The organism is Burkholderia sp. AU18528 (assembly GCF_002223215.2).
In the GTDB taxonomy this organism is placed as follows: Bacteria; Pseudomonadota; Gammaproteobacteria; order Burkholderiales; family Burkholderiaceae; genus Burkholderia; species Burkholderia semiarida.
In genome coordinates, this window is sequence record NZ_NKFC02000005.1 from 446,220 (window position 1) to 468,400 (window position 22,181).

General features: G+C 69.2%; 22 protein-coding genes. 7 read left to right on the forward strand and 15 right to left on the reverse strand.

What is annotated here, in order from left to right:
- The first annotated feature begins 58 nt into the window (after window positions 1-58).
- Window positions 59-1,066, forward strand: a complete 1,008-nt coding sequence (locus CFB52_RS13675) for a helix-turn-helix domain-containing protein (RefSeq protein ID WP_099316778.1) — start codon at window positions 59-61, stop codon at window positions 1,064-1,066.
- Between the two features lie 59 nt (window positions 1,067-1,125).
- On the opposite strand, the gene CFB52_RS13680 is transcribed toward CFB52_RS13675, so the two are convergent.
- The 6 genes from CFB52_RS13680 to CFB52_RS13705 all read right to left on the reverse strand — a co-directional run bounded on the left by CFB52_RS13680 (window position 1,126) and on the right by CFB52_RS13705 (window position 6,504).
- The gene (locus CFB52_RS13680; protein ID WP_059578536.1) at window positions 1,126-1,833 is read right to left on the reverse strand and encodes a CoxG family protein; all 708 of its coding nucleotides are present in this window, start codon (window positions 1,831-1,833) and stop codon (window positions 1,126-1,128) included.
- A gap of 28 nt (window positions 1,834-1,861) precedes the next feature.
- Window positions 1,862-2,221 (reverse strand): DUF427 domain-containing protein, encoded by a 360-nt coding sequence (locus tag CFB52_RS13685; protein ID WP_059578538.1) that lies wholly within the window; start codon window positions 2,219-2,221, stop codon window positions 1,862-1,864.
- Between the two features lie 129 nt (window positions 2,222-2,350).
- The gene (locus CFB52_RS13690) at window positions 2,351-2,788 is read right to left on the reverse strand and encodes a carboxypeptidase-like regulatory domain-containing protein (RefSeq protein ID WP_059578541.1); all 438 of its coding nucleotides are present in this window, start codon (window positions 2,786-2,788) and stop codon (window positions 2,351-2,353) included.
- A gap of 103 nt (window positions 2,789-2,891) precedes the next feature.
- Complete coding sequence (locus CFB52_RS13695) at window positions 2,892-4,373, reverse strand: DegQ family serine endoprotease (RefSeq protein WP_059578544.1); 1,482 nt, start codon at window positions 4,371-4,373, stop codon at window positions 2,892-2,894.
- A gap of 118 nt (window positions 4,374-4,491) precedes the next feature.
- Complete coding sequence (locus tag CFB52_RS13700; protein WP_059578545.1) at window positions 4,492-5,838, reverse strand: ATP-binding protein; 1,347 nt, start codon at window positions 5,836-5,838, stop codon at window positions 4,492-4,494.
- Between the two features lie 3 nt (window positions 5,839-5,841).
- Window positions 5,842-6,504: a response regulator gene (locus CFB52_RS13705; RefSeq protein ID WP_050014536.1), complete on the reverse strand. Its 663-nt coding sequence runs from the start codon at window positions 6,502-6,504 to the stop codon at window positions 5,842-5,844.
- 186 nt (window positions 6,505-6,690) lie between these two features.
- On the opposite strand from CFB52_RS13705, the gene dacB reads away from it, so the two are divergent.
- The 3 genes from dacB (at window position 6,691) to CFB52_RS13720 (ending at window position 10,682) form a co-directional block, all read left to right on the forward strand.
- Window positions 6,691-8,223, forward strand: a complete 1,533-nt coding sequence (dacB, locus tag CFB52_RS13710; RefSeq protein WP_099316779.1) for a D-alanyl-D-alanine carboxypeptidase/D-alanyl-D-alanine-endopeptidase — start codon at window positions 6,691-6,693, stop codon at window positions 8,221-8,223.
- Window positions 8,224-8,535: 312 nt separating this feature from the next.
- A complete protein-coding gene (locus CFB52_RS13715) occupies window positions 8,536-9,450 on the forward strand; it encodes a sterol desaturase family protein (protein WP_059643095.1) in 915 nt (304 codons plus the stop codon).
- 95 nt (window positions 9,451-9,545) lie between these two features.
- Window positions 9,546-10,682 carry an SGNH/GDSL hydrolase family protein gene (locus CFB52_RS13720; protein WP_059643092.1) on the forward strand — a complete coding sequence of 379 codons (1,137 nt, stop codon included), beginning with the start codon at window positions 9,546-9,548 and terminating at the stop codon, window positions 10,680-10,682.
- Between the two features lie 89 nt (window positions 10,683-10,771).
- Here the strand turns inward: CFB52_RS13720 and CFB52_RS13725 are convergent, their stop codons facing one another.
- From CFB52_RS13725 to pyk, 6 genes are all read right to left on the reverse strand, one after another.
- Window positions 10,772-11,800, reverse strand: a complete 1,029-nt coding sequence (locus tag CFB52_RS13725; RefSeq protein ID WP_059643089.1) for an L-threonylcarbamoyladenylate synthase — start codon at window positions 11,798-11,800, stop codon at window positions 10,772-10,774.
- 11 nt (window positions 11,801-11,811) lie between these two features.
- A complete protein-coding gene (locus CFB52_RS13730; RefSeq protein ID WP_099316780.1) occupies window positions 11,812-13,008 on the reverse strand; it encodes a 5-(carboxyamino)imidazole ribonucleotide synthase in 1,197 nt (398 codons plus the stop codon).
- 89 nt (window positions 13,009-13,097) lie between these two features.
- Window positions 13,098-13,619: a 5-(carboxyamino)imidazole ribonucleotide mutase gene (gene purE / locus CFB52_RS13735; RefSeq protein ID WP_060315125.1), complete on the reverse strand. Its 522-nt coding sequence runs from the start codon at window positions 13,617-13,619 to the stop codon at window positions 13,098-13,100.
- A 342-nt stretch (window positions 13,620-13,961) separates the two neighbouring features.
- Window positions 13,962-14,852 (reverse strand): phosphoribosylaminoimidazolesuccinocarboxamide synthase, encoded by an 891-nt coding sequence (locus tag CFB52_RS13740; protein ID WP_099316781.1) that lies wholly within the window; start codon window positions 14,850-14,852, stop codon window positions 13,962-13,964.
- A gap of 233 nt (window positions 14,853-15,085) precedes the next feature.
- A complete protein-coding gene (gene fba / locus CFB52_RS13745; RefSeq protein ID WP_059578563.1) occupies window positions 15,086-16,150 on the reverse strand; it encodes a class II fructose-bisphosphate aldolase in 1,065 nt (354 codons plus the stop codon).
- A gap of 317 nt (window positions 16,151-16,467) precedes the next feature.
- Window positions 16,468-17,904 (reverse strand): pyruvate kinase, encoded by a 1,437-nt coding sequence (gene pyk, locus CFB52_RS13750; protein WP_050014704.1) that lies wholly within the window; start codon window positions 17,902-17,904, stop codon window positions 16,468-16,470.
- Here pyk and CFB52_RS35060 point away from each other — a divergent pair.
- Window positions 17,903-18,031, forward strand: coding sequence for a hypothetical protein (locus CFB52_RS35060; RefSeq protein ID WP_023476234.1), 129 nt, complete (start codon window positions 17,903-17,905; stop codon window positions 18,029-18,031). The genes pyk and CFB52_RS35060 overlap by 2 nt on opposite strands.
- Before the next feature lie 154 nt (window positions 18,032-18,185).
- Here CFB52_RS35060 and CFB52_RS13755 read toward each other — a convergent pair whose 3' ends face one another.
- From CFB52_RS13755 to CFB52_RS13770, 3 genes are all read right to left on the reverse strand, one after another.
- Window positions 18,186-19,382, reverse strand: a complete 1,197-nt coding sequence (locus CFB52_RS13755) for a phosphoglycerate kinase (RefSeq protein WP_006481732.1) — start codon at window positions 19,380-19,382, stop codon at window positions 18,186-18,188.
- Window positions 19,383-19,661: 279 nt separating this feature from the next.
- A complete protein-coding gene (locus CFB52_RS13765; RefSeq protein WP_059578569.1) occupies window positions 19,662-19,985 on the reverse strand; it encodes an AzlD domain-containing protein in 324 nt (107 codons plus the stop codon).
- Window positions 19,982-20,737: an AzlC family ABC transporter permease gene (locus CFB52_RS13770; RefSeq protein WP_099316782.1), complete on the reverse strand. Its 756-nt coding sequence runs from the start codon at window positions 20,735-20,737 to the stop codon at window positions 19,982-19,984. Before CFB52_RS13770 ends, CFB52_RS13765 begins: the two co-directional genes overlap by 4 nt.
- Before the next feature lie 207 nt (window positions 20,738-20,944).
- Here CFB52_RS13770 and CFB52_RS13775 point away from each other — a divergent pair, with 207 nt between their 5' ends.
- Both CFB52_RS13775 and CFB52_RS13780 read left to right on the forward strand, forming a co-directional pair.
- Window positions 20,945-21,868: a branched-chain amino acid transaminase gene (locus CFB52_RS13775; protein ID WP_011546109.1), complete on the forward strand. Its 924-nt coding sequence runs from the start codon at window positions 20,945-20,947 to the stop codon at window positions 21,866-21,868.
- 51 nt (window positions 21,869-21,919) lie between these two features.
- Window positions 21,920-22,114 (forward strand): zinc-finger domain-containing protein, encoded by a 195-nt coding sequence (locus tag CFB52_RS13780; RefSeq protein WP_006482499.1) that lies wholly within the window; start codon window positions 21,920-21,922, stop codon window positions 22,112-22,114.
- Window positions 22,115-22,181 lie beyond the last annotated feature (67 nt).

Consider the following 22,181-nt stretch of genomic DNA (forward strand, 5'->3'; position numbering starts at 1 on the left):
AGTGGCCCGATAGCCATTCTTCGATAGAATCGGGCCATCACCTTCCCGGAACCGCGCCATGCCCGCCGCCGCGTCGCCCGTCAGCTCCATTCCGACCGTCGTCGCGGTGATCGCGTACGACGGCATCAGCCCGTTCCACCTGTCGGTGCCGTCGGTCGTGTTCGGCCAGGCACGCGACGCGGCCGTATCGCCCGCGTTCGAGTTCCGCGTCTGCTCGGCCGAGCGCGGCCCGCTCGCGACGACGGGCGGCTTCACGATCACCGCGCCGTACGGGCTCGACGCGCTCGACGATGCGGACATCGTCATCGTGCCTTCGTGGCGCGACCCGGACGAAACGCCGCCCGACGCGCTGCTCGATGCGGTCCGCGCGGTCGCCGCGCGCGCCGCGGAACTCGTCGGCCTGTGCCTCGGCGCCTACGTGCTCGCCGCGGCCGGCCTGCTCGACGGTCGCCCGGCCACCACGCACTGGGCATGGGCCGACGATTTCGCGCAGCGCTTTCCGCGCGTGAAGCTCGATCCGGGCGTGCTGTACGTGGACGACGGCAACCTGATGACGTCGGCCGGCACCGCGGCAGGCCTCGACTGCTGTCTGCACGTCGTGCGGCGGCGCTTCGGCTCGGACGCCGCGAACCGCATCGCGCGCCGCCTCGTGATCCCGCCGCACCGTCAGGGCGGGCAGGCCCAGTACGTGCCGCAGCCGGTCGCGGCGCACCCGCGCGACGCGCGGCTCGCGGGGCTGCTCGACTGGGTACGCGGCCATCTCGACGCCGCGCACAGCGTCGATTCGCTCGCCGAACGCGTGCTGATGAGCCGGCGCACGTTCACGCGCCACTTCCGCCAGGCGACCGGCACGACCGTCACCGCGTGGCTGCAGGCCGAGCGGCTCGCACGTGCGCGGCTTCTGCTCGAAACCACCGGCCAATCGATCGACGCGATCGCGCAGGCGGCCGGCTACGGCTCGAGCGTGTCGCTGCGCCAGCATTTCACGGGCGCGCTCGGCACGTCGCCGTCTGCGTATCGGAGGGAATTTCGCGGCGCCGGAGCCGGTGCCGGCGGGGGACGGTGACACCCGCCGCGCGGGCGCAGCGCGGGCCGTGACGCGGAACCGGGCGGCCGATCGGCCGCTCAGCCGCCGTTGAACCAGCGTGCCGCGTAAAGCAGCAGCGCGACGAACACGATCATCGCCGCCCAGGCCCACACGGGCACCGTGCCGGAATCGCGATGCCGGAGCGCGCTCGCCGCCCGCCCGCTCAGCGCGCCGCCGAGATGCGGCGGCAGCGAACGCTTCGTCGCGGCCATCAGCGATGCGGGCCGCAGGAACACATGCTGGCGCCGCTGCGCAGAAGCGCTCGCGCGATTCGGCGCGAGGCCGTGCTTCGCCTGCACGACCGCGCTGAACTCGCGGAAAAACGTGTCGGTCCATTCCCGCAGCGCATTGTCGATCTGCCGCCCCGGCAATTCGGCGAGCGGCCCGCTCGCGGTGGCCCAGACCACGTACTCGATCCGCGTGGCGGTCGCATCGTCATCCGGCATCAGCACGAGTTCGACCTGGCCGCGCAGCGCGCCGAGGCCGTCGGCCCGCGCCTTGAAGTTGAGCACGCGGCGCGGCTGCCCTTGCGCGTCGCCCTGCTCGGCGGCCGCGTGCGCGCGCACGTCGTAGCGGGCGCGCAGCGGGCCGAGCGGCACCGTGATCGTCAGCGCGAACTCGCCGTGCGCGAGTTTCACGAACGATTCGCAATGATCGAAGCTCGCGCGCAGCAGTGCGAGATCCTCCAGCGCGTCCCGCACGACAGGCGGCGCGAGCGGTACGCGTAACGTGTCGTTCAGTTCCATGTCGCCTCCCCGATGAACGCGCGCCGCATCAGGACGTCTCGACGAGACTGTCGACCCGTGCGACATCGAAGGCGACGTAGAGCGCGAGCACGGCCGCCGCCTCCTTCGGCTGTTCGTAACTCCATGCGGCGTTCTCGATCACGCCGTCTTCCGTCTGCAAGTCGAAATGCACGGCCTGCCCCCTGAACGGGCAGGCCGACGTGACGCCCGATTTCACGAGCCGGCGCATGTTGACGTCGCCGCGCGGCAGGTAATGGATGTCCGGAAGCCCCGCCTCACGGACCGTCAGCGCACCGTGCGAATCGGCATAGGTGATGCCGCGATGGATCACGCGCACGCGATGACGGTTCGGCACGATTTCGAGTCGAGGGTCGGCTGCATCGGACATCGTCTCTCCTTCGGGCGGCAGTCAGGCCGGGGCAGGAAACGAAAAAGCCACGGCACGCATGCCGTGGCTTTCATTATGGGCGAAACTTCGTCCGATTGCGCGACCGGGATCGCGGCCGCGTGCGGCGGGCTACTGCGCACTCCACTGGAACGCGGCTTTCGCGCCGCCCTTCGCGCCGACCGTGACGGCGCGCGATTCGTCGCTACCCTGGTACGACGCGTGCACCGTGTAGCGCCCAGGCGGCACCTTCACGAGCATGTACGGCCCGCGCGCATCGGTTTTCAGCACTTCGGCGCCCTTGCCGTCGACGATCCGGACATGGACGTCGGCCAGGAACTCGCCGCCCTTGCCGGTGAAGCGCAGCGCGAGCGGCCACTGCGCCTCGCTGCGCTGGAACGCCGTCGATTCGTCCAGCCCGACGCCGCCGGACACGAAGGTGACGTCGCCCTGCTGGCGCGCGGCGGGCAAGCCGTCCGACTGCGCGTACGCGCCGGTCGCGCCGGCTGCGAGGCCGGCGGCCAGCGCCGCGGCGACGGCAAATCGGGACACGTTGCGTAGATTTTGCATGGCTCTCTCCTTGGGGTCGGAACACATACTGGGCGCAGCGTCACGCGATCGCACGGCGGCGGCGCCCGCCGCAGCCGGGCTGGCCGGCCGCGGCCGCTGCCGGTCAGCTCAGGTCGACCGGCACGAAGATCTGTGCATTATCGCGCTGGATCAGCAGAGCAAGACTGTTGCCCGCGCCCTTCACCGCGTCACGCAACTGCTCGGGGCTCGTGACCGGGCGGCCGTTCACCGCGAGGATCACGTCGCCGGGCTGGATGCCCGCGTTCGCGGCCGGCCCGCCGGCCTGCTGCACGATCAGCCCGTGCGACAGGTTGTCCGCGCTGCGCTCCTGCGGCGACAGCGGACGCACCGCGACACCCAGGCGGCCCTGCTCGACCGGCCCGCCGTCGTTCGATGCGAGCTTCGCATCGGCCATCGCGCCGAGCGTCACGCTGATCGACTTCTTCGACTTGTCGCGCCAAATCTGCAGGTCGGCCTTCGAACCCGGCTTCAGGTTCGCGATCTGCGCGGGCAGCGACGTCGAATCGGCGACCGGCGAACCGTTGACCGACAGGATCACGTCGCCCGGCTGCAGGCCGGCCTTCGCGGCCGGGCCGTTGGCGTCGACCGAGCTGACGAGCGCGCCGTCCGGCTTCTGCAGCCCGAACGAGCTCGCGAGCGTCTGGTTCAGCCCCTGCACGGCGACGCCGAGACGGCCGCGGCTCACGTGGCCCGTCTTCACGAGCTCGTCCTTCACCTTGATCGCCTCGTTGATCGGAATCGCGAACGACAGGCCCTGGAAGCCGCCCGTCTGCGAGTAGATCATCGAGTTGATGCCGATCACCTCGCCCTGCAGGTTGAACAGCGGGCCGCCCGAGTTGCCGGGGTTCACCGGCACGTCGGTCTGGATGAACGGCGTGTAGTTCTCGTCGGGCAGCGCGCGCGACTTCGCGCTGATGATGCCCGACGTGACCGTGTTGTCGAAGCCGTACGGCGAGCCGATCGCGACGACCCACTGGCCGACCTTGCTCTGCGCCGGGTCGCCGATCTTCACGGTCGGCAGGCCGCTCGCGTCGATCTTCAGCACGGCGACGTCGGACTGCTTGTCGGCGCCGACGACCTTCGCCTTGTATTCGCGCTTGTCGGTCAGCTTGACCGTGACGACGTTCGCGCCGTCGATCACGTGCGCGTTGGTCAGGATGTATCCGTCGGAACTGACGATGAAGCCCGACCCGAGGCTCGCGCTCGGCTGGTCGTCCGGCTGCGCGTCGCCGCCCATGCCCGGCACCTGGCCGTAGAAGTGCTTGAAGAACTGGTAGAACGGGTCGCTCGGATCGATCGGCAGCTGCGGCTGCGGCGCGCGCCGCGCGACCTGCTTCACGACATGCTTCGCGCTGATGTTCACGACCGCCGGGCCGTAGGTTTCGACGAGCCCGGAGAAATCGGGGATGCCGGTCTTGGCGGCGGCTTCGGCCGGCATCATGGCGGCCTGCGCGGGCGTGATGATCTGCGGATCGGCGCGGCGGGTGCCGGCGAAATAGCCTGCCGACAGGGCGGCCGCCACGGCGACCGCGACGGTGCCGCGCGCAAGGAATCGGGTGTTCATCGTAGGACCTCCTCGTTGTTAGGACGCAGCGTAACGACCCTGACTTAAAGGAGGCTTAATCAGCCTTAAGCGAGGCTTAAGCGGCTGCCGCGCGGCTACCGGCGGCCGGGCTCGCCCTTCAGGCGGATTCGGAAGGCTGCGGCGCCTGGGTCGACATCTCGGCGTCGCGGAACACGACGCTGACGAGCAGGCCGCCCGCGGCCGCATCGCCGAGCGACACCGTCGCGCCCTGCTGCGCCGCCACGCGCTTGACGATCGCGAGCCCGAGCCCGCTGCCCGACACGTCGGTGCGTGCCCGCGCCGTGCTGTCGCGATAGAAGCGGTCGAACACGCGCTCGCGCTCGTCGGCCGGAATGCCCGGCCCGCTGTCGGCGATCTGCACGCACGCGCGGCCGGCCGCGTCGCGCGTCAGCGATACGTCGATGCGGCCGCCGTCCGGCGTGTACTTCACCGCGTTGTCGAGCAGGTTGCCGAACATCACGCGCAGCGCGCCGACGTCCGCGACGACGCTCGCCGCGCACGTTTCCTCGAAGCCGAGATCGATGTCGTGCCGCTGCGCGAGCGGCGCATGCGCGGCCACGCACTCGGTAAGCAGCGCCTGCAGGTCGACCGGCTCGCGCATCGTCGCGCCGTCCGGCTCCGCGCGCGCGAGCGCGAGCAGTTGCTCGGTGAGACGCGTCGCGCGCGACACGCCGTCCTGGAGATCCGCGATCGCCTCGCCGCGCGACGCATCGTCCTTCGCGCGGGCGACGAGCTGCGCCTGGATCTGCACGGCCGCGAGCGGCGTGCGCAACTCGTGCGCGGCGTCGGCGACGAACGCCTTCTGCGTGTCGAGCGCCGCCGACAGCCGCGCGAGCAGCCCGTTCAGCGCCCGCACGAGCGGCTGCACCTCGAGCGGCAGGCGCGCGTCGGGCAGCGGGTCGAGCGCTTCCGGCCGGCGCGCCTCGACCGCGCGCGTCACGCGGCCGAGCGGTGCGAGCCCGCGGCCGACGATCATCCACACGGCCGCGCCGAGGAACGGCAGCAGCACGATCAGCGGCCACAGCGTGCGCAGCGCGACGTTGGCCGCCAGCCGGTTGCGCACCGACAGCGGCTGCGCGAGCTGCACGACGTTGTCGCCGACGATCGCGCCGTACACGCGCCATTCGCCGCGATCGGTGCGCTCGGTCGAAAAGCCGAGCTCCGCGCGCGGCGCGATCGGCGCGCGCGGATGCGAGAAGTACATCAGCACGCCGTTGCGATTCCAGATCTGGATCACGATGCCTTCGTCGCCGTTGGTACGCGAGCCGAACACCTGCGAGAACGGCTCCGACGGCAGCGCCGCGGCGATTTCCTGCAACTGGTAGTCGAACAGTTCGTTCGCCTCGGCGAGCGCCTGCCGGTAGATGAGCCAGCCCGCCATGCCCACGCCCGCGACGACGATCGCGAGCAGCCAGATCAGCAATTGATGACGAATCGACCGCACGCGTCAGCTTTCCTTGACGACCATGTAGCCGAGCCCGCGCACGTTGCGGATCAGGTCCGAGCCGAGCTTCTTGCGCAGCGCGTGGATATAGACCTCGACCGTGTTGCTGCCGATCTCCTCGCCCCAGCCGTACATCTTCTCCTCGAGCTGGCTCTTCGACAGCACCGCGCCCGGCCGCGCGAGCAGCGCCTCGAGCAGCGCGAACTCGCGCGCCGACAGCGCGACGGGCGCGCCGTCGAGCGTCACCTGATGCGCAGCCGGATCGAGCGTCAGCGCGCCGTGGCGGATCAGCGACTCGCTGCGCCCGGCCTGACGGCGGATCAGCGCGCGCATCCGCGCGCCCAGCTCGTCGAGGTCGAACGGCTTGACGAGATAGTCGTCGGCGCCGGCGTCGAGCCCCTTCACGCGATCGGCGACCGCATCGCGCGCGGTGACGATCAGCACCGGCAGCGCCAGCCCGCGCCCGCGCAGCGTGCGCAGCACGTCGATGCCGTCGCGCTTCGGCAGGCCGAGATCGAGCAGCAGCAGGTCGTACGTCTCGCCGCCGAGCGCCGTGAGCGCCGCGTCGCCGTCCTGCACCCAGTCGACCGCAAAGCCGTCCGAGCGCAGCGCCTTGCGCACGCCCTCGGCAATCATTCGATCATCTTCGACAAGCAGAATCCGCATCGCGACAGGCATCCATGGGGCGAATCAAACACGGCGACCATTGTAGCGCCGCGAATCGCGCGCGCGGCACCGTGCAATGCAACAGTAAGGCGGATTGCAAGGGACCTGCCCCGACTTGTCTCTACAATGTGCGCTTCGGCGCCCGCGCGCGCCCTGCCCGAGCCCCTGCTTTTCCCGTATTCGCCCATGCCGATTTCCGATCTTTCCGCCCGGTTCGCCCCGCGCGCCCGCGTCTGCCTGCGCGCGGCCGCCGTCGTCGCCACCTGCACGGCCCTCGCGTTCGCGCCGTCCGCGCAGGCCCGCAAGAAATCCCACAAGGAAGCGCGCAAGACCGCCGTCGTGTCGCCCGCCGCGCGCGCGGCCGGCCTGCCTGCGTCCGTGCTCGTCGCGCTGCAGCGCGCGAAGGTGCCGGCGTCGGCGATGAGCGTCGTGGTCGAGCGCGTCGGCGATCCGCAGCCGCTGATCGCGTGGAATGCGAGCCGGCCGATGATGCCGGCCTCGACGATGAAGCTCGTGACGACCTTCTCGGGCCTGTCGATCCTCGGCCCCGACTACCGCTGGCGCACCACCGCGTACACGGACGGCACGGTCGATCCCGACGGCACGCTGCAGGGCAACCTGTACATCAAGGGCACCGGCGATCCGAAGCTCGTGCCCGAGGAGCTGATCGACCTCGTCGACAAGCTGCGCAAGGCCGGCGTGAAGCGCGTGGCCGGCGGCCTCGTGCTCGACAAGAGCTATTTCGCGGCGTCGACGCGCGACCTGCCGTCGTTCGACGACGATGCGAGCGCGCCGTACAACGTCGGCCCCGATCCGCTGCTGTACGCGTTCAAGGCCGTGTCGTTCACGGTCACGCCGGGCGACGACGGCAAGGTCGCCGTCGACGTGCTGCCGCCGCTCGCCGACCTGTCGATCGACAACCGGCTCGTCGAAGGCGCCGGCTCGTGCAGCGCGGCCGCCGCGGCCGCGCGCCCGACGCTGACGGCCGGCGGCGGGATCATGACCGCGTCGTTCGCCGGCGACTACCCGCTGCGCTGCGGCGCGCACACGACCAACCTCGCGATCCTCGATCACACGACGTTCTTCGCGCGCGGCTTCCTCGCGCTGTGGCAGCAGGACGGCGGCACGATCGCGGGGCCGGTGAGCGAAGGCAAGGTGCCGACCAGCGCGCGGCCGCTCGCCGTGCATCACGGCCCGGTGCTCGGCAGCATCGTCTACGACATCAACAAGTTCAGCAACAACGTGATGGCGCGCAACCTGTTCCTGACGATCGGGGCGGTCAGCGGCAAGCCGCCCGCGACGCCCGAGCAGTCGAGCCGCGCGATCCAGGCGTTCCTGCAGAAGAACGGCATCGCGATGCCCGACCTCGTGCTCGAGAACGGTTCGGGGCTGTCGCGCGAAGAGCACGTGAGCGCGCTGTCGCTCGCCGCGCTGCTCCAGGCCGCGAACGCGAGCCCGGTCGCGCAGGCGTTCGTCGATTCGCTGCCGATCGCCGGCATCGACGGCACGATGAAGAACCGCCTCACCAACGCGGGCGTGCTCGGCAACGCGCACATCAAGACCGGCACGCTGCGCGACGTGCGCGCGATCGCCGGCTACGTCGCCGGGGCGGACGGGCAGAGCTACGTCGTCGTCAGTTTCATCAACGACGATCACGCGGAAGCCGCGCGCGCCGCGCACGACTCGCTGCTCGAGTGGATCTACGCGGGCGCGCACTGACGATCCGCGCATCGTGCATCGGGCCGTCCCGACAGGGCGGCCCGGGCGACCCACGCCGCGCCCCGCGCGGTTTGAAACGCCCCCGCCACCCTCGCGCGATACCCCGCGCGCGCGCCGTGTCCCGCAAAACGGGGCCGTACCGCCGGGCCCCGTGCAGTACGGATTCCGTAGAAACCCTGTCCTCAGAGGGAACCCTCTACGCTGCCCCCTCGCCTAGCGCGTGGCGATTGCGTAGGCTGTTGGCCTGACGATATCTACAACGGGCCATACGCCCGGCCTCAAGGCTTGCAGGGGAACGAAGGAGACACGCCCATGCGATTCGACGTCGAATTGCTTCTGCTCGCGCTGGCGCCCGTCTTCCTGCTCTGCATCGCGTGGGAGGCCTGGCACCTCGCCCGCACCCGTGCGCAGGACCGCATCTATGCATGGCGCGACACGCTGTGCAACGCGGCGCTCGCGCTGATGCACCAGGCCGCCGACAAGCTCGCGTGGCTGTTCGTGATTCCCGTCTATGCGTACTGCTACCGGCACTATCGCGTCTACACGTGGCACGACGGCTGGCTGTCGTTCGCGGTGCTGTTCGTCGCGCAGGACTTCCTCTACTACGTGTTTCATCGCGCGAGCCATCGCGTGCGCTGGCTGTGGGCCGCGCACGTCGTGCACCACTCGTCCGAACGGATGAACTTCTCGACCGCCTTCCGCCAGAGCCTGATGTATCCGGTCGCGGGCATGTGGCTGTTCTGGCTGCCGCTCGCGTTCGCCGGCTTTCCGCCGCAACAGGTCGTCGGCATCGTGCTGATCAACCTCGCGTTCCAGTTCTTCGTGCACACGCAGGCGATCGGCAAGCTCGGCTGGCTCGAATACGTGCTGAACACGCCGTCGATCCACCGCGCGCACCACGCGCGCAATCCCCGCTACATCGACCGCAATTACGCAGGCGTCCTGGTGATCTGGGATCGCCTGTTCGGCAGCTATGTCGAGGAAACGCCCGACGATCCGCCGCGGTACGGGATCGTCGAGCGGCTCGGCTCGAACAACCCGTTCGTCGCGACGTTCCACGAGTGGGTGTCGATGGCGTCCGACGCGTGGCGCGTCGGCGGATGGCGCAACAAGCTGCGCGCGATTTTCGGCCCGCCCGAATGGGCGAGCGCTTATCATGCGCAGATTGCCGAGGCCGCGAACCAGGATCCGCGCACCGTGCCGACAGCGGCCGTGCGCGACCGATAAACCGTTTCAGCCAACGGCCGCCGCGCAGCCCGGAACCGAGCAGGCACGCGGCAGATGAGAAACACATCAGGCCATATCTACGAGGAGATAGAACGATGCAGACACAACAGCACGCACCTTCCCGCACGCGTCAGCGCATGCTGCGCACCGCGCAGATCGCGATCGCCGGCGCCGCGCTCGCGCTGCTCGCCGCGTGCGGCGGCGGCGACGACAACAACAGCAGCGCGTCGAACACGCCGCCGTCGGGCGTGAAGATGCAGATCGTGTCGTTCGGCGACAGCCTGTCCGACGTCGGCACCTACTCGCAGATCAAGCTCGGCTTCGGCGGCGGCCGCTTCACGACCAACCCGGGCCAGGTATGGACGCAGAACGTCGCGCAATATTACGGCGACACGCTGCAGCCCGCGAACCAGGGCGGCTTCGGCATCCCGCTGCAGGCCACCGGCGGCCTCGGCTACGCGCAGGGCGGCTCGCGCGTGACGCTGCAGCCGGGCATCGGCCATGCGGACGCCAGCGTGCCGAACTCCGACTACGCGCAGGCGACCACCACGCCGATCGCCGACCAGGTCAAGCAGTACCTGACGCAGCACGGCAGCTTCAACGCCGGCCAGATCGTGCTGATCAACGGCGGCGCGAACGACATCTTCTACCAGGCGCAGGTCGCGCAGGCGCAAGGCAACACGCCGGCCGCGCAGCTCGCCGCGGCCCAGGCGATCGGCCTGGCCGCGCAGCAACTCGGCGGGATCGTCCAGCAGATCGTCGCGGCGGGCGCCACGCACGTGTTCGTCGCGAACGTGCCGGACATCGGCGGCACGCCGCTCGCGCTGCAGGGCGGCACGCAGGCCGCGTTCACGCAACTGTCGGGGCTGTTCAACAAGACGCTGGCCGGTACGCTCGCCGCGCTGAAGGTCGACCCGACGAAGGTCGCGGTGGTCGATTCGTTCACGTGGCAGGACGGCATCGCGGCCAACTTCCAGGCGAACGGCTTCAGCGTGTCGAATACCGACACCGCGTGCAACCTGAAGGCGATGGTCCAGGCCGCCACGCAGTACGGCGTCGCGAACGCGACCGCGTTCGGCTCGTCGCTGTTCTGCTCGCCGCAGAACTACACGGTCGCGAATGCGGACCAGACCTACATGTTCGCCGACACGGTCCACCCGACGACGCGCCTGCATGCGCTGTTCGCGCAGTACGTCGAACAGCAGATCGCGAAGGCGGGCGTCGGCAAGTAAGCCGCCGGCCACGCGCCCCAACGCAAACGCCCGACCGGGTTCGCCGGTCGGGCGTTTTTCGTTGGTGCGGACGGATGAGGACGGATGCGTCAGTCGCGCGCTTCGAACGCCGCCGCCGCGCGGCCGAGGCGATCGTTGACCGCGATCCATTCGACGGTCTCGGGCAGCTTCTCGACGAGGATGCGCGCGACCTGCGCGCGATCGAGCGCCCGCAGCATCCCGTACAGCTCGCGTGCATAGGCCTGCGGATCTTCCGGCGCCGCGATGAAATGCACGCCGTCGGCCTGCGCCCAGTGCCCTGCCCGTGACGCACGCGCGACGAGCGCGACGCGTTCGCCGTCGGTTTGCGCGGCCGCGAGCAGCGGCTCGAGCGCGTCGAACGGCAGCAGCGCGAGCGGCGTGCGCGGCGCGTAATGCGCTTTCAGCGTGCCGGACGCGCGTGGTGCGGTCGCATCGCTGCCGTCCGGCAGTGTCGGCGCGCGGCCGAGCACGTCGGCGATCTGTTGCGGCGTCACGTGGCCCGGACGCAGCAGCGCCGGGAAACCGCGCGACAGGTCGAGAATCGTCGACTCGATGCCGACGTCGGACGCGCCGCCGTCGAGCACGTGCACGGTGTCGCCGAATTCGTCGCGCACGTGTTGCGCGGTCGTCGGGCTCACGTGGCCGAACCGGTTCGCGGACGGTGCGGCCACGCCGCCGTGGCCGCCGCGCCGCGCGCTGAACGCGGCCAGCAGCGCCTGCGCGACCGGATGCGACGGGCAGCGCAGCCCGACCGAATCCTGGCCGCCGCTGACGGCGTCGGGAATGCGCGCGTGACGCTTCAGGATCAGCGTGAGCGGCCCCGGCCAGAATGCATCGATCAGCGCCTGCGCGTCGGCCGGCAGACCGTCGGCCCAGTAGCCGGGATCGCCGCCGGGCGGCAGATGGACGATCACCGGATGGTTCGCGGGCCGCCCCTTCGCCGCATAGATGCGCGCGACGGCTTCGGGATTCGCCGCGTCGCCGCCGAGCCCGTACACGGTTTCGGTCGGAAACGCGACGAGCTGGCCCGCGTCGAGCAACGCGGCGGCCGCGTCGATCTGCGCGGGCGTCACGTGCTTTGGGAGATCGATGGACATCGGCCCGCGCCTCAGTCGAGCGGCACGCGCAGCAGTTGCGCGCACGCGTGGGCGGCGGCGACGGCTTCGTCGCGCGTCTCGGCCGTGAAGTTCACGTGGCCCATCTTGCGGCCGACGCGCGCTTCTTCCTTGCCGTACAGGTGCAGGTGCGCGGCCGGCATCGCGGCGACCGTGTCCCACGGCGGCGTGACGGCCTCGGCCGCCGCGCCGTCGGGGAACCACACGTCGCCGAGAATGTTCAGCATCGCGGCCGGCGAATGCTGGCGCGGATTGCCGAGCGGCATGCGCGTCATCGCGCGCACCTGCTGCTCGAACTGGCTCGTCGCGCACGCATCGACCGTGTAGTGGCCGGAGTTGTGCGGGCGCGGCGCCATTTCGTTCGCGACGAACGAGCCGTCCTCCAGCACGAAGAATTCGACGCACAGCACGCCGACGTAGCCGAGCGTATCGGCGATCCGGATGGCCGCCTGCTGCGCTTCCTCGACGCGCGCCGCATCGGCGGCCGGCGCCGGCACGACCGTCAGCGCGAGGATGCCGTTGTGATGCACGTTCTGCGCGAGCGGGAACGCGGCCGAACGGCCGTCCGCGCCGCGCGCGATCAGCGCCGACACTTCGTATTTCAGCGGCAGGCGCTTCTCCAGCACGCACGGCACGCCGCCGAGCACGGCATGCGCGTCGCGTGCTTCCTGCGCGGTGGCGACGCGCACCTGGCCCTTGCCGTCGTAACCCAGGCGGGCTGTCTTCAGGATGCCCGGCAGCACGGCGCCGAGCGCGGCATCGTCGAGCGCGGCGAGCGCCGCCGCCGATTCGATCACGACGTGCGGCGCGACCGGCACGCCCGACGCCTCGATGAAACGCTTCTCCGCGATCCGGTCCTGCGCGACGGCGACACAGCGGCCGGCCGGCGCGACGAACGTCGTGCGCGCGAGGAAATCGAGGCTCGCGGCCGGCACGTTCTCGAATTCCGTCGATACGGCCTCGCACAGGCCGGCCAGTTCGGCGAGCGCGGCTTCGTCGTCGTACGCCGCGCGCAGGTGCCGATCGGCGACCGCGCCCGCGGGGCTCGCCGGATCGGGGTCGAGCACGGCGACGCGATAGCCCATCGACTGGGCGGCAAAGCAGAACATGCGGCCGAGCTGGCCGCCGCCGACCATGCCCAGCCACGCGCCGGGCAGGATCGGGGAAACGGAATCAGGAGTTGCGGTCATGTCAGTGGTCGGTCGCGGCGGAACGCGGATGCCCGCCGCAGTGGGGAAAATCCGGCGCGGGCCGCGTCATGCGGCCGCGCGCCATGCCGTCATTCCAGCGGCGGCAGCACCATCGCATGCGCGGCTTCGTTCTGGCGCACGCGGAACGCGGCGAGCCGGTTCGCGTAGTCGACCGAATTACCGGACAGGATCGACACCGCGAACAATGCGGCATTCGCGGCGCCGGCCTCGCCGATCGCGAACGTCGCGACCGGCACGCCCTTCGGCATCTGCACGATCGAGTGCAGCGAATCGACACCCTTCAGGTACTTGCTCGCGACCGGCACGCCGAGCACGGGCACCGTGGTTTTCGCGGCGAGCATGCCGGGCAGGTGCGCGGCGCCGCCGGCGCCCGCGATGATCGCGCGCAGCCCGCGCTCGCGCGCCTTCTCCGCATAGTCGAACATCTCGTCGGGCATCCGGTGCGCGGACACGACCTTCGCTTCGTACGGCACGCCGAATTCCTGCAGGATGGCGACCGCATGCTTCATCACGTCCCAGTCGGAACTGGAACCCATCAGCACGCCGACGAGCGGCGCGCTGTGCGTGTGGGCGGTTTGCTTTTCATTCATTTCGTGTGTTCCTGTCGACCGGAGTTAGTGCTTTAGCACTTACTCCGGTCCCATGCCGCGGTTGGCTGGAGTTGGCGCTTCAGCGCTTACTCCAGTCCCGTGGCGGTCGACCGGAGTTAGTGCTTTAGCACTTACTCCGGTCCCATGCCGCGGCTGGCTGGAGTTGGCGCTTCAGCGCTTACTCCAGTCCCGTGGCGGTCGACCGGAGTTAGTGCTTTAGCACTTACTCCGGTCCCATGCCGCGGTTGGCTGGAGTTGGCGCTTCAGCGCTTACTCCAGTCCCGTGGCGGTCGACCGGAGTTAGTGCTTTAGCACTTACTCCGGTCCCATGCAGAGCTCTGGTCAGGCGAGCGACTGGCCCGTGATGCGCTCGAGCGCTTCCTGGTACTTCGCGGCCGTCTTCTCGACGACGTCGGCCGGCAGCGCCGGCGCCGGCGCCGTCTTGCCCCACGGCTGCGCCTCGAGCCAGTCACGCACGAACTGCTTGTCGAACGACGGCGGATTGGTGCCGACCTGGTACTGGTCGGCCGGCCAGAAGCGCGACGAATCGGCGGTCAGCACTTCGTCCATCAGGTACAGCTTGCCGTGGTTGTCGAGGCCGAATTCGAACTTCGTGTCGGCGATGATGATGCCGCGCGTCGCCGCGTAGTCGGCCGCTTCCTTGTACAGGCGGATCGAGATGTCGCGAATCGTCGCGGCAAGCTCGGTGCCGATGCGGCGCTCGGTTTCCTCGAACGTGATGTTCTCGTCGTGCTCGCCCATCTCGGCCTTCGCGGCCGGCGTGAAGATCGGCTCGGGCAGCTTCTGCGCGTTCTGCAGGCCTTCCGGCAGCTGCACGCCGCACACGGCGCCCGACGCCTGGTATTCCTTCCAGCCGCTGCCGGCCAGGTAGCCGCGCACGACCGCTTCGATCATGATCGGCTCGAGGCGCTTGACGACCACGCCGCGGCCCTTCACCTGGTCGACCTCGTCGGCCGCGACGACCGCTTCCGGCGCGTCGCCCGTCAGGTGGTTCGGCACGATGTGCGCGAGCTTGTCGAACCAGAAGTTGGCCATCTGGTTCAGCACGCGGCCCTTGTTCGGAATCGGCTCGCCCATCACCACGTCGAAGGCCGACAGGCGATCGGTCGTGACGATCAGGAGCTTGTCGTTGCCGACCGCGTAGTTGTCGCGAACCTTGCCGCGACCGAGGAGCGGCAGCGAGCGGAGCGTGGATTCGTAAAGGGTAGACATCGTCTTTTCGCAGATAAGGAGCCAAACAAAAAGGGAAACGCCGTTCCCCGCGGCAGGCGGGAACGGCGGTCTTGCAATACGTCGGCGAACCGGCGGGCGCAGCGCCCGGGCGGCTGCCGGCCGGCCCTCGTTCGGCCGGACGGAACGGCTGCCGGGGCCGGATCGGATCCGGCCAGCCAGGCGGCCAGCCCATGCCCGGCGGCAGAACCGGGCGGGGCAATCGTACTACAGTCTCAGCGCACGACCTGCGCGAGCGCGCCCGACTTGTACTGCTCGGCGATCTTGTCGAGCGACACCGGCTTGATCTTCGCGGCCTGGCCTTCGCAGCCGAACGCGAGGTAACGGTCGACGCAGACCTTCTTCGCCGCTTCGCGCGCGGGCTTCAGGTAGTCGCGCGGATCGAACTTGCCCGGGTTCTCGAACAGGTAGCGGCGAATCGCGCCGGTGATCGCGAGACGCAGGTCGGTGTCGATGTTGATCTTGCGCACGCCGTGCTTGATGCCTTCCTGGATTTCCTCGACCGGCACGCCGTAGGTTTCCTTCATGTCGCCGCCGAATTCGCGGATCTCGGCCAGCAGCTCCTGCGGCACCGACGACGAACCGTGCATCACGAGGTGCGTGTTCGGGATGCGCGCGTGAATTTCCTTGATGCGCTGGATCGACAGGATGTCGCCCGTCGGCTTCTTCGTGAACTTGTACGCGCCGTGCGACGTACCGATCGCGATCGCGAGCGCATCGCACTGCGTGAGCTTCACGAAGTCGGCGGCCTGCTCCGGATCGGTCAGCAGCTGCTCGCGGGTCATCGTGCCTTCCGCGCCGTGGCCGTCTTCCTTGTCGCCCTTCATCGTCTCGAGCGAGCCGAGCACGCCGAGCTCGGCCTCGACCGTCACGCCGATCGAGTGCGCCATCTCGACGACCTTGCGCGACACGTCGACGTTGTACTCGTACGACGCGACCGTCTTGCCGTCGGCTTCGAGCGAACCGTCCATCATCACGCTCGTGAAGCCGCTGCGGATCGCGGCCATGCAGACCGCCGGCGACTGGCCGTGATCCTGGTGCATCACGACCGGGATGTGCGGATACGATTCGACCGCTGCTTCGATCAGGTGGCGCAGAAACGGCTCGCCCGCATACTTACGCGCGCCGGCCGATGCCTGCATGATCACGGGCGCGCCGACCTGGTCCGCCGCCGCCATGATCGCCTGAACCTGCTCCAGATTGTTCACGTTGAAGGCCGGCAGGCCGTAACCGTGCTCTGCCGCGTGGTCCAGCAATTGACGCATTGATACGAGAGGCATTGTGGAACTCCTTGGAATGAAAACCGGTGCGCCCTGACGCCGGCGCGGCGCTCGCTCCCGGCTGAACCGGAACGGCGCGGCGCGGCTGAGCGTCGAATAGCCGCATTTTATCGCGAAGCGCCTCCGATTCCGACCGCCCGGTGGCCCCCGCTCGCAATTTGTTACGTTCGCACGGCACAATCCGGCCAAAAAGGAGAAAAAAAGCCGCGCGGGGCTTCGGACCCCGCGCGGCTTACGCGTAAAAAAACGGTGCCAGTTCGATTCCTGACGACCCGGCCGCCGGCTCGCGGGCCGGCTCGAGAAGGCTCAGCCGGCGCTCAATAGTGCTCGCCGACCCGCACGATCTTCAGCGTGTTGGTGCCGCCCGCCTGCCCCATCGGCTCGCCGACGGTCAGCACGACCATGTCGCCGTGCTGCACGTAACCCTGCTTGACGACGATCTCGAGCGCCGCCTGCAGCGCCGAATCGCGGTCGCTGTTGAAGTCGACGTGCAGCGGCGTCACGTTGCGGTACAGCGCCATCGTGCGCTCGCTGCCGACGCGCGGCGTCAGCGCGAAGATCGGCACGTGCGTGTAGTGACGCGACATCCACAGCGCGGTCGCGCCCGATTCGGTCAGCGCGATGATCGCCTTCGCGCCCAGGTGGTACGCGGTGAACAGCGCGCCCATCGCGATCGACTGGTCGATCCGCGTGAACGTGCGGTCGAGGAAATCCTTGTCCAACTCGACTTCTTCCGACTTTTCCGCCTCGACGCACACGGCCGCCATCGTCTCGATCGTGACGACCGGGTACTTGCCGGCGGCCGTCTCGGCCGACAGCATCACCGCATCCGTGCCGTCGAGCACCGCGTTCGCGACGTCGGACACTTCCGCGCGGGTCGGCACCGGCGCGTAGATCATCGATTCCATCATCTGCGTCGCGGTGATCACGAGCTTGTTCGACTCGCGCGCCATCCGGATCATCCGCTTCTGCAGCGCCGGCACGGCCGCATTGCCCACTTCCACCGCGAGATCGCCGCGCGCGACCATGATGCCGTCGGATGCGTCGAGGATGCTCTGCAGCGCCGGGATCGCCTCCGCGCGCTCGATCTTCGCGATCATCTTCGGCTTGATGCCGTACGGCGCGCCCGCGATGTTCGCGAGCTGGCGCGCCATTTCCATGTCGGTCGCGTTCTTCGGGAACGACACCGCGACGAGGTCCGCGCCGAGCGACATCGCGGTGCGGATGTCTTCCATGTCCTTCGCGGTCAGCGCCGGCGCCGACAGGCCGCCGCCCTGGCGGTTGATCCCCTTGTTGTTCGACAGCTCGCCGCCCACCTTGACGATCGTGTGGATCTCGTCGCCGAGCACGCGCTCGACGGTCAGCACGATCAGGCCGTCGTTCAGCAGCAGCAGGTCGCCCGGCTTCAGATCGCGCGGCAGCTCCTTGTAGTCGAGGCCGACGCGCTCGTCGTTGCCGAGTTCGCAGCCCGCATCGAGGATGAACGGCTGCCCCGGCACGAGCGTGGTCTTGCCGTTCTCGAACTTGCCGACGCGGATCTTCGGGCCCTGGAGGTCGGCCATGATCGCGATCTCGCGGCCAACCTTGCGGGCGGCCTCGCGCACCATTTCGGCGCGCTGGCGGTGATCGTCGGCCGTGCCGTGCGAAAAATTGAGCCGCACGACGTCGAGGCCCGCCTGCATCATCTGCAGCAGAATCTCCGGCGAACTGGAAGCCGGGCCGATCGTGGCGACTATCTTGGTGGCGCGCTGCATGAAACTCCTCATCTGGATCAAGGTGGATGCGCTGGGTGAAACGCTGCGAGAGCCGGAAGCGGCAGGCCCAGCGGCCGCCGCTCCGGGGAGCGTGCCGGTGCTGGCGCCCGGCATCGCTTTGTTCTGAATCTCGTGGTGCTGCACGGCCGCGTCGCCGGCGGCCGCCGGTGCGCGCGGGGCGGTGTTCGCCCGCGCGGGCGCGCGTGTGCGCTTGCCCGCGCCGGCCGGCTGCTCCGCTTTCGCGGAGCGCGCGGCCTTCACCCCTGCGCGCGCCGCCACGCTCAGGCCGCCCGCGTTTCGAGCACTTCCACCGCCGGCAGCTTCTTCCCCTCGAGGAACTCGAGGAAGGCGCCGCCGCCCGTCGAGATGTAGCTGACCTGGTCGTGGATGCCGTACTTCGCGATGGCCGCGAGCGTGTCGCCGCCGCCCGCGATCGAGAACGCGGACGATTTGGCGATCGCTTCGGCGAGCGTCTTGGTGCCGTTGCCGAACTGGTCGAACTCGAACACGCCGACCGGGCCGTTCCACACGATCGTGCCGGCCTTCTCGAGCTGGCTCGCGAGCGCCTTGGCCGTATCCGGGCCGATGTCGAGGATCATGTCGTCCGCTTCGATGTCGGCGACCTGCTTCACCGTGGCCGCGGCCGTCGGCGAGAATTCCTTGGCCGTCACGACGTCGGTCGGGATCGGCACCGACGCGCCGCGCTCGCGCGCTTCGTCGATGATCGCCTTCGCCTCGGCGACGAGATCGGCTTCCGCGAGCGACTTGCCGATCGACAGGCCGGCCGCAAGCATGAACGTGTTCGCGATGCCGCCGCCGACGATCAGCTGGTCGACCTTGCCGGCCAGCGACTTCAGGATGGTCAGCTTGGTCGACACCTTCGAACCCGCGACGATCGCCACCAGCGGGCGCGCCGGGTTGCCGAGCGCCTTGCCGAGCGCGTCGAGTTCGGCGGCCAGCAGCGGGCCCGCGCAGGCGACGGGCGCGTACTTCGCGATCCCGTGCGTGGTCGCTTCCGCGCGGTGCGCGGTGCCGAACGCGTCGTTCACGTACACGTCGCAGAGCTTCGCCATCTTCTGCGCGAGCTCGTCCGAATTCTTCTTCTCGCCCTTGTTCACGCGGCAGTTCTCGAGCAGCACGACCTGGCCCGGCGCGACGTTCACGCCGTTCTCGACCCAGTTCGACACCAGCGGCACGTCGCGGCCGAGCAGTTCGGCGAGACGCTTCGCGACCGGCGCGAGCGAGTCTTCCGGCTTGAATTCGCCTTCGGTCGGACGGCCGAGGTGCGACGTGACCATCACGGCCGCGCCGGCGTCGAGCGCGGCCTGGATGGCCGGCACGGACGCACGCACGCGCGTGTCCTCGGTGATGTTGCCGTGATCGTCCTGCGGGACGTTCAGGTCGGCGCGGATGAACACCCGCTTGCCGGCGAGCTGGCCGGCGGCGATCAGGTCGGTAAGACGCTTGACTTGGCTCATGTTGAACAGATTGAAGTAGTGGATGGGGAAAAGGGGTTCACGCTGGACGTGCGCGGGCTGCCGCGAAAGGGCGCCGGATGCGGCCGTGGCTGGCGGTTCGCATGACGCGCACGGGTCAAAATCTCGAACGGGCATTCTAGCCGATCCACCCGGTAGACTGACCCGTGCGGCGGCGAATTCCGCCTATTTGGGATGACGCGCCGGCAGCGACGCATTGCTGCAACGCAACAATGCATGCGCGCAGCCGGACGGCACGCGCCGAACCGGAACGGCGGCCCATCAGAAGATCAGGCGCAGGAGGGTGAACACGAGCATCCCGACGACGATCGTGCCGAGCATGCTGCGCCGCCACAGAAACCAGCCGAGGCCGGCGAGCGCCGCGTAGAACGGATGGTTGGACAGCGCGAATGACAGCCCGGCCGGCGTTTCGAGCACATCGGGCAGCACGACGGCGACCAGCGCGGCGGCCGGCGCGTAGCGCAGCGCGCGCTGCGCGCGTTCGGGCAGCACGGTGCGCTCGCCGCCGATCAGGAACAGCGCGCGCGTGACGGCCGTGACGATCGTCATCCCGACGATGACGATCCAGATCTCGGTCGCGCTCATTCGACTTCCTTTTCGTGCACGGTTTCGGTACGGATGCGCCGCCAGTCGGCCCGCTCGACGAAGAAGTCGGCCGTGCAGCCGGCCGCGAGCGCGGCGAGCACCGCAAGCGGCAGCGCGAGCCGGTACGGCAGGTCGAACGCGATCAGCGACACGATGCCCGCGACCGCGACGGCCGCGAGCGTCGAGCGGTTCGCGACCGCCGACACCATGATCGGAATCAGCGCGAGCGTGCCGGCCAGTTCCAGCCCCCAGCTCGCGGGAAAGACGCTCGCGAGCAGGATCCCGGCGAGCGACGACACCTGCCACGACGCCCAGCTCGCGAGCGCCATCCCCCAGAAATACGCTTCCTTGCCCGGCACGCGGCCGTACGCGAAGCCCTGTTTCTGGAACAGCAGGTAGATCACGTCGCCGTTGAAATAGCCGATCGCGAGACGCCGCCACAGCGGCAGGTAGGAGAAATGGGGCGCCAGCCCGGCGCTGAAGATCACGAAGCGCAGGTTGACCATCGCGGCCGTGAGCAGCACGGTCCAGATCGGAAGCTTCGCCGCGAGGAGCGGCAGCACGGCGAGCTGCGACGAGCCCGCGTAGACGAACAGCGACATCGCGCTCGCCTGCCCGAGCGTCATCACGGACTTGCTCATCGCGATGCCGGTGACGAGCCCCCAGGACAGGATCGCCATCAGTGTCGGGGAATAGTCGCGCGCGCCCTGAATCAGCGCGAAGCGGTCGGTGGCGGACAATCGAGCGAGCATGGGAAAGCGGGCCGCGGCGGGCGGTTCGTCGGGACGCCGGCGCCTCCTGCCGGTGCGGCCCGTCGTTATTGGAATCGGTACCGGACGATTATAGCGCCGGCTCCGCGCCGTCCGACCGGATCGCCCCCAAATGACGCTAAAATAAGCGTCTTTCCGGCTCAACGCTGCACACCACCCGCAGCACATCACCGCTTCCAGGAGAATCGTATGTCAATGGCCGACCGCGACGGCAAGATCTGGATGGACGGCAAGCTGATCGACTGGCGCGACGCCAAGATCCACGTCCTCACCCACACGCTGCACTACGGCATGGGCGTCTTCGAGGGCGTGCGTGCGTACAAGACGGCCGACGGCGGCACCGCGATCTTCCGCCTGCGCGAGCACACCAAACGTCTGCTGAATTCGGCGAAGATCTTCCAGATGGACGTGCCGTTCGACCGCGAAACGCTCGAAGCCGCGCAACTCGCGGTCGTGCGCGAGAACCGGCTCGAGTCGTGCTACCTGCGCCCGATCATCTGGGTCGGCTCCGAAAAGCTCGGCGTGGCCGCGAAGGGCAACACGATCCACGTCGCGATCGCCGCGTGGCCGTGGGGCGCGTACCTCGGCGAGGACGGCCTCGCGAAGGGCATCCGCGTGAAGACGTCGTCGTTCACGCGCCACCACGTGAACGTGTCGATGGTGCGCGCGAAGGCGTCGGGCTGGTACGTGAACTCGATCCTCGCGAACCAGGAAGCAACGGCCGACGGCTACGACGAAGCGCTGCTGCTCGACGTCGACGGCTACGTGTCCGAAGGCTCCGGCGAGAACTTCTTCCTCGTGAACAACGGCAAGCTGTACACGCCGGATCTATCGTCGTGCCTCGACGGCATCACGCGCGACACGGTCATCACGCTCGCGAAGGACGCCGGCATCGAGGTCATCGAGAAGCGCATCACGCGCGACGAAGTCTACACGGCCGACGAGGCGTTCTTCACCGGCACGGCCGCCGAAGTCACGCCGATCCGCGAGCTCGACAACCGCACGATCGGCAGCGGCGCGCGCGGCCCCGTCACGGAAAAGCTCCAGTCGGCGTTTTTCGATATCGTGTCTGGCAAGAACGCGAAGTACGCGCACTGGCTGACGAAGGTCTGAGCGCGCCGCGCCACCGACCGCCCCACACAAAGAGTGACAAGAGAAAGTCTCATGAGCGAAATCAAGGAAATGCCGCTGGTCGAGCTGACGGCCAAGGATCTCCCCGCCTACTGCCCGAACCCGGCCATGACGCGCTGGAACGCGCACCCGCGCGTGTTCATCGACGTGTCGCACGGCGAGGCGCGCTGCCCGTACTGCGGCACGCGCTACAAGCTGCGCGACGGCGAGGTCGTCAAGGGCCACTGAGCCCCGGCGCCGGGCCTCACGGCCCGCCGACCCGCAAGGCGGCGCAGCCGGACGCCCGGCGCGCCGC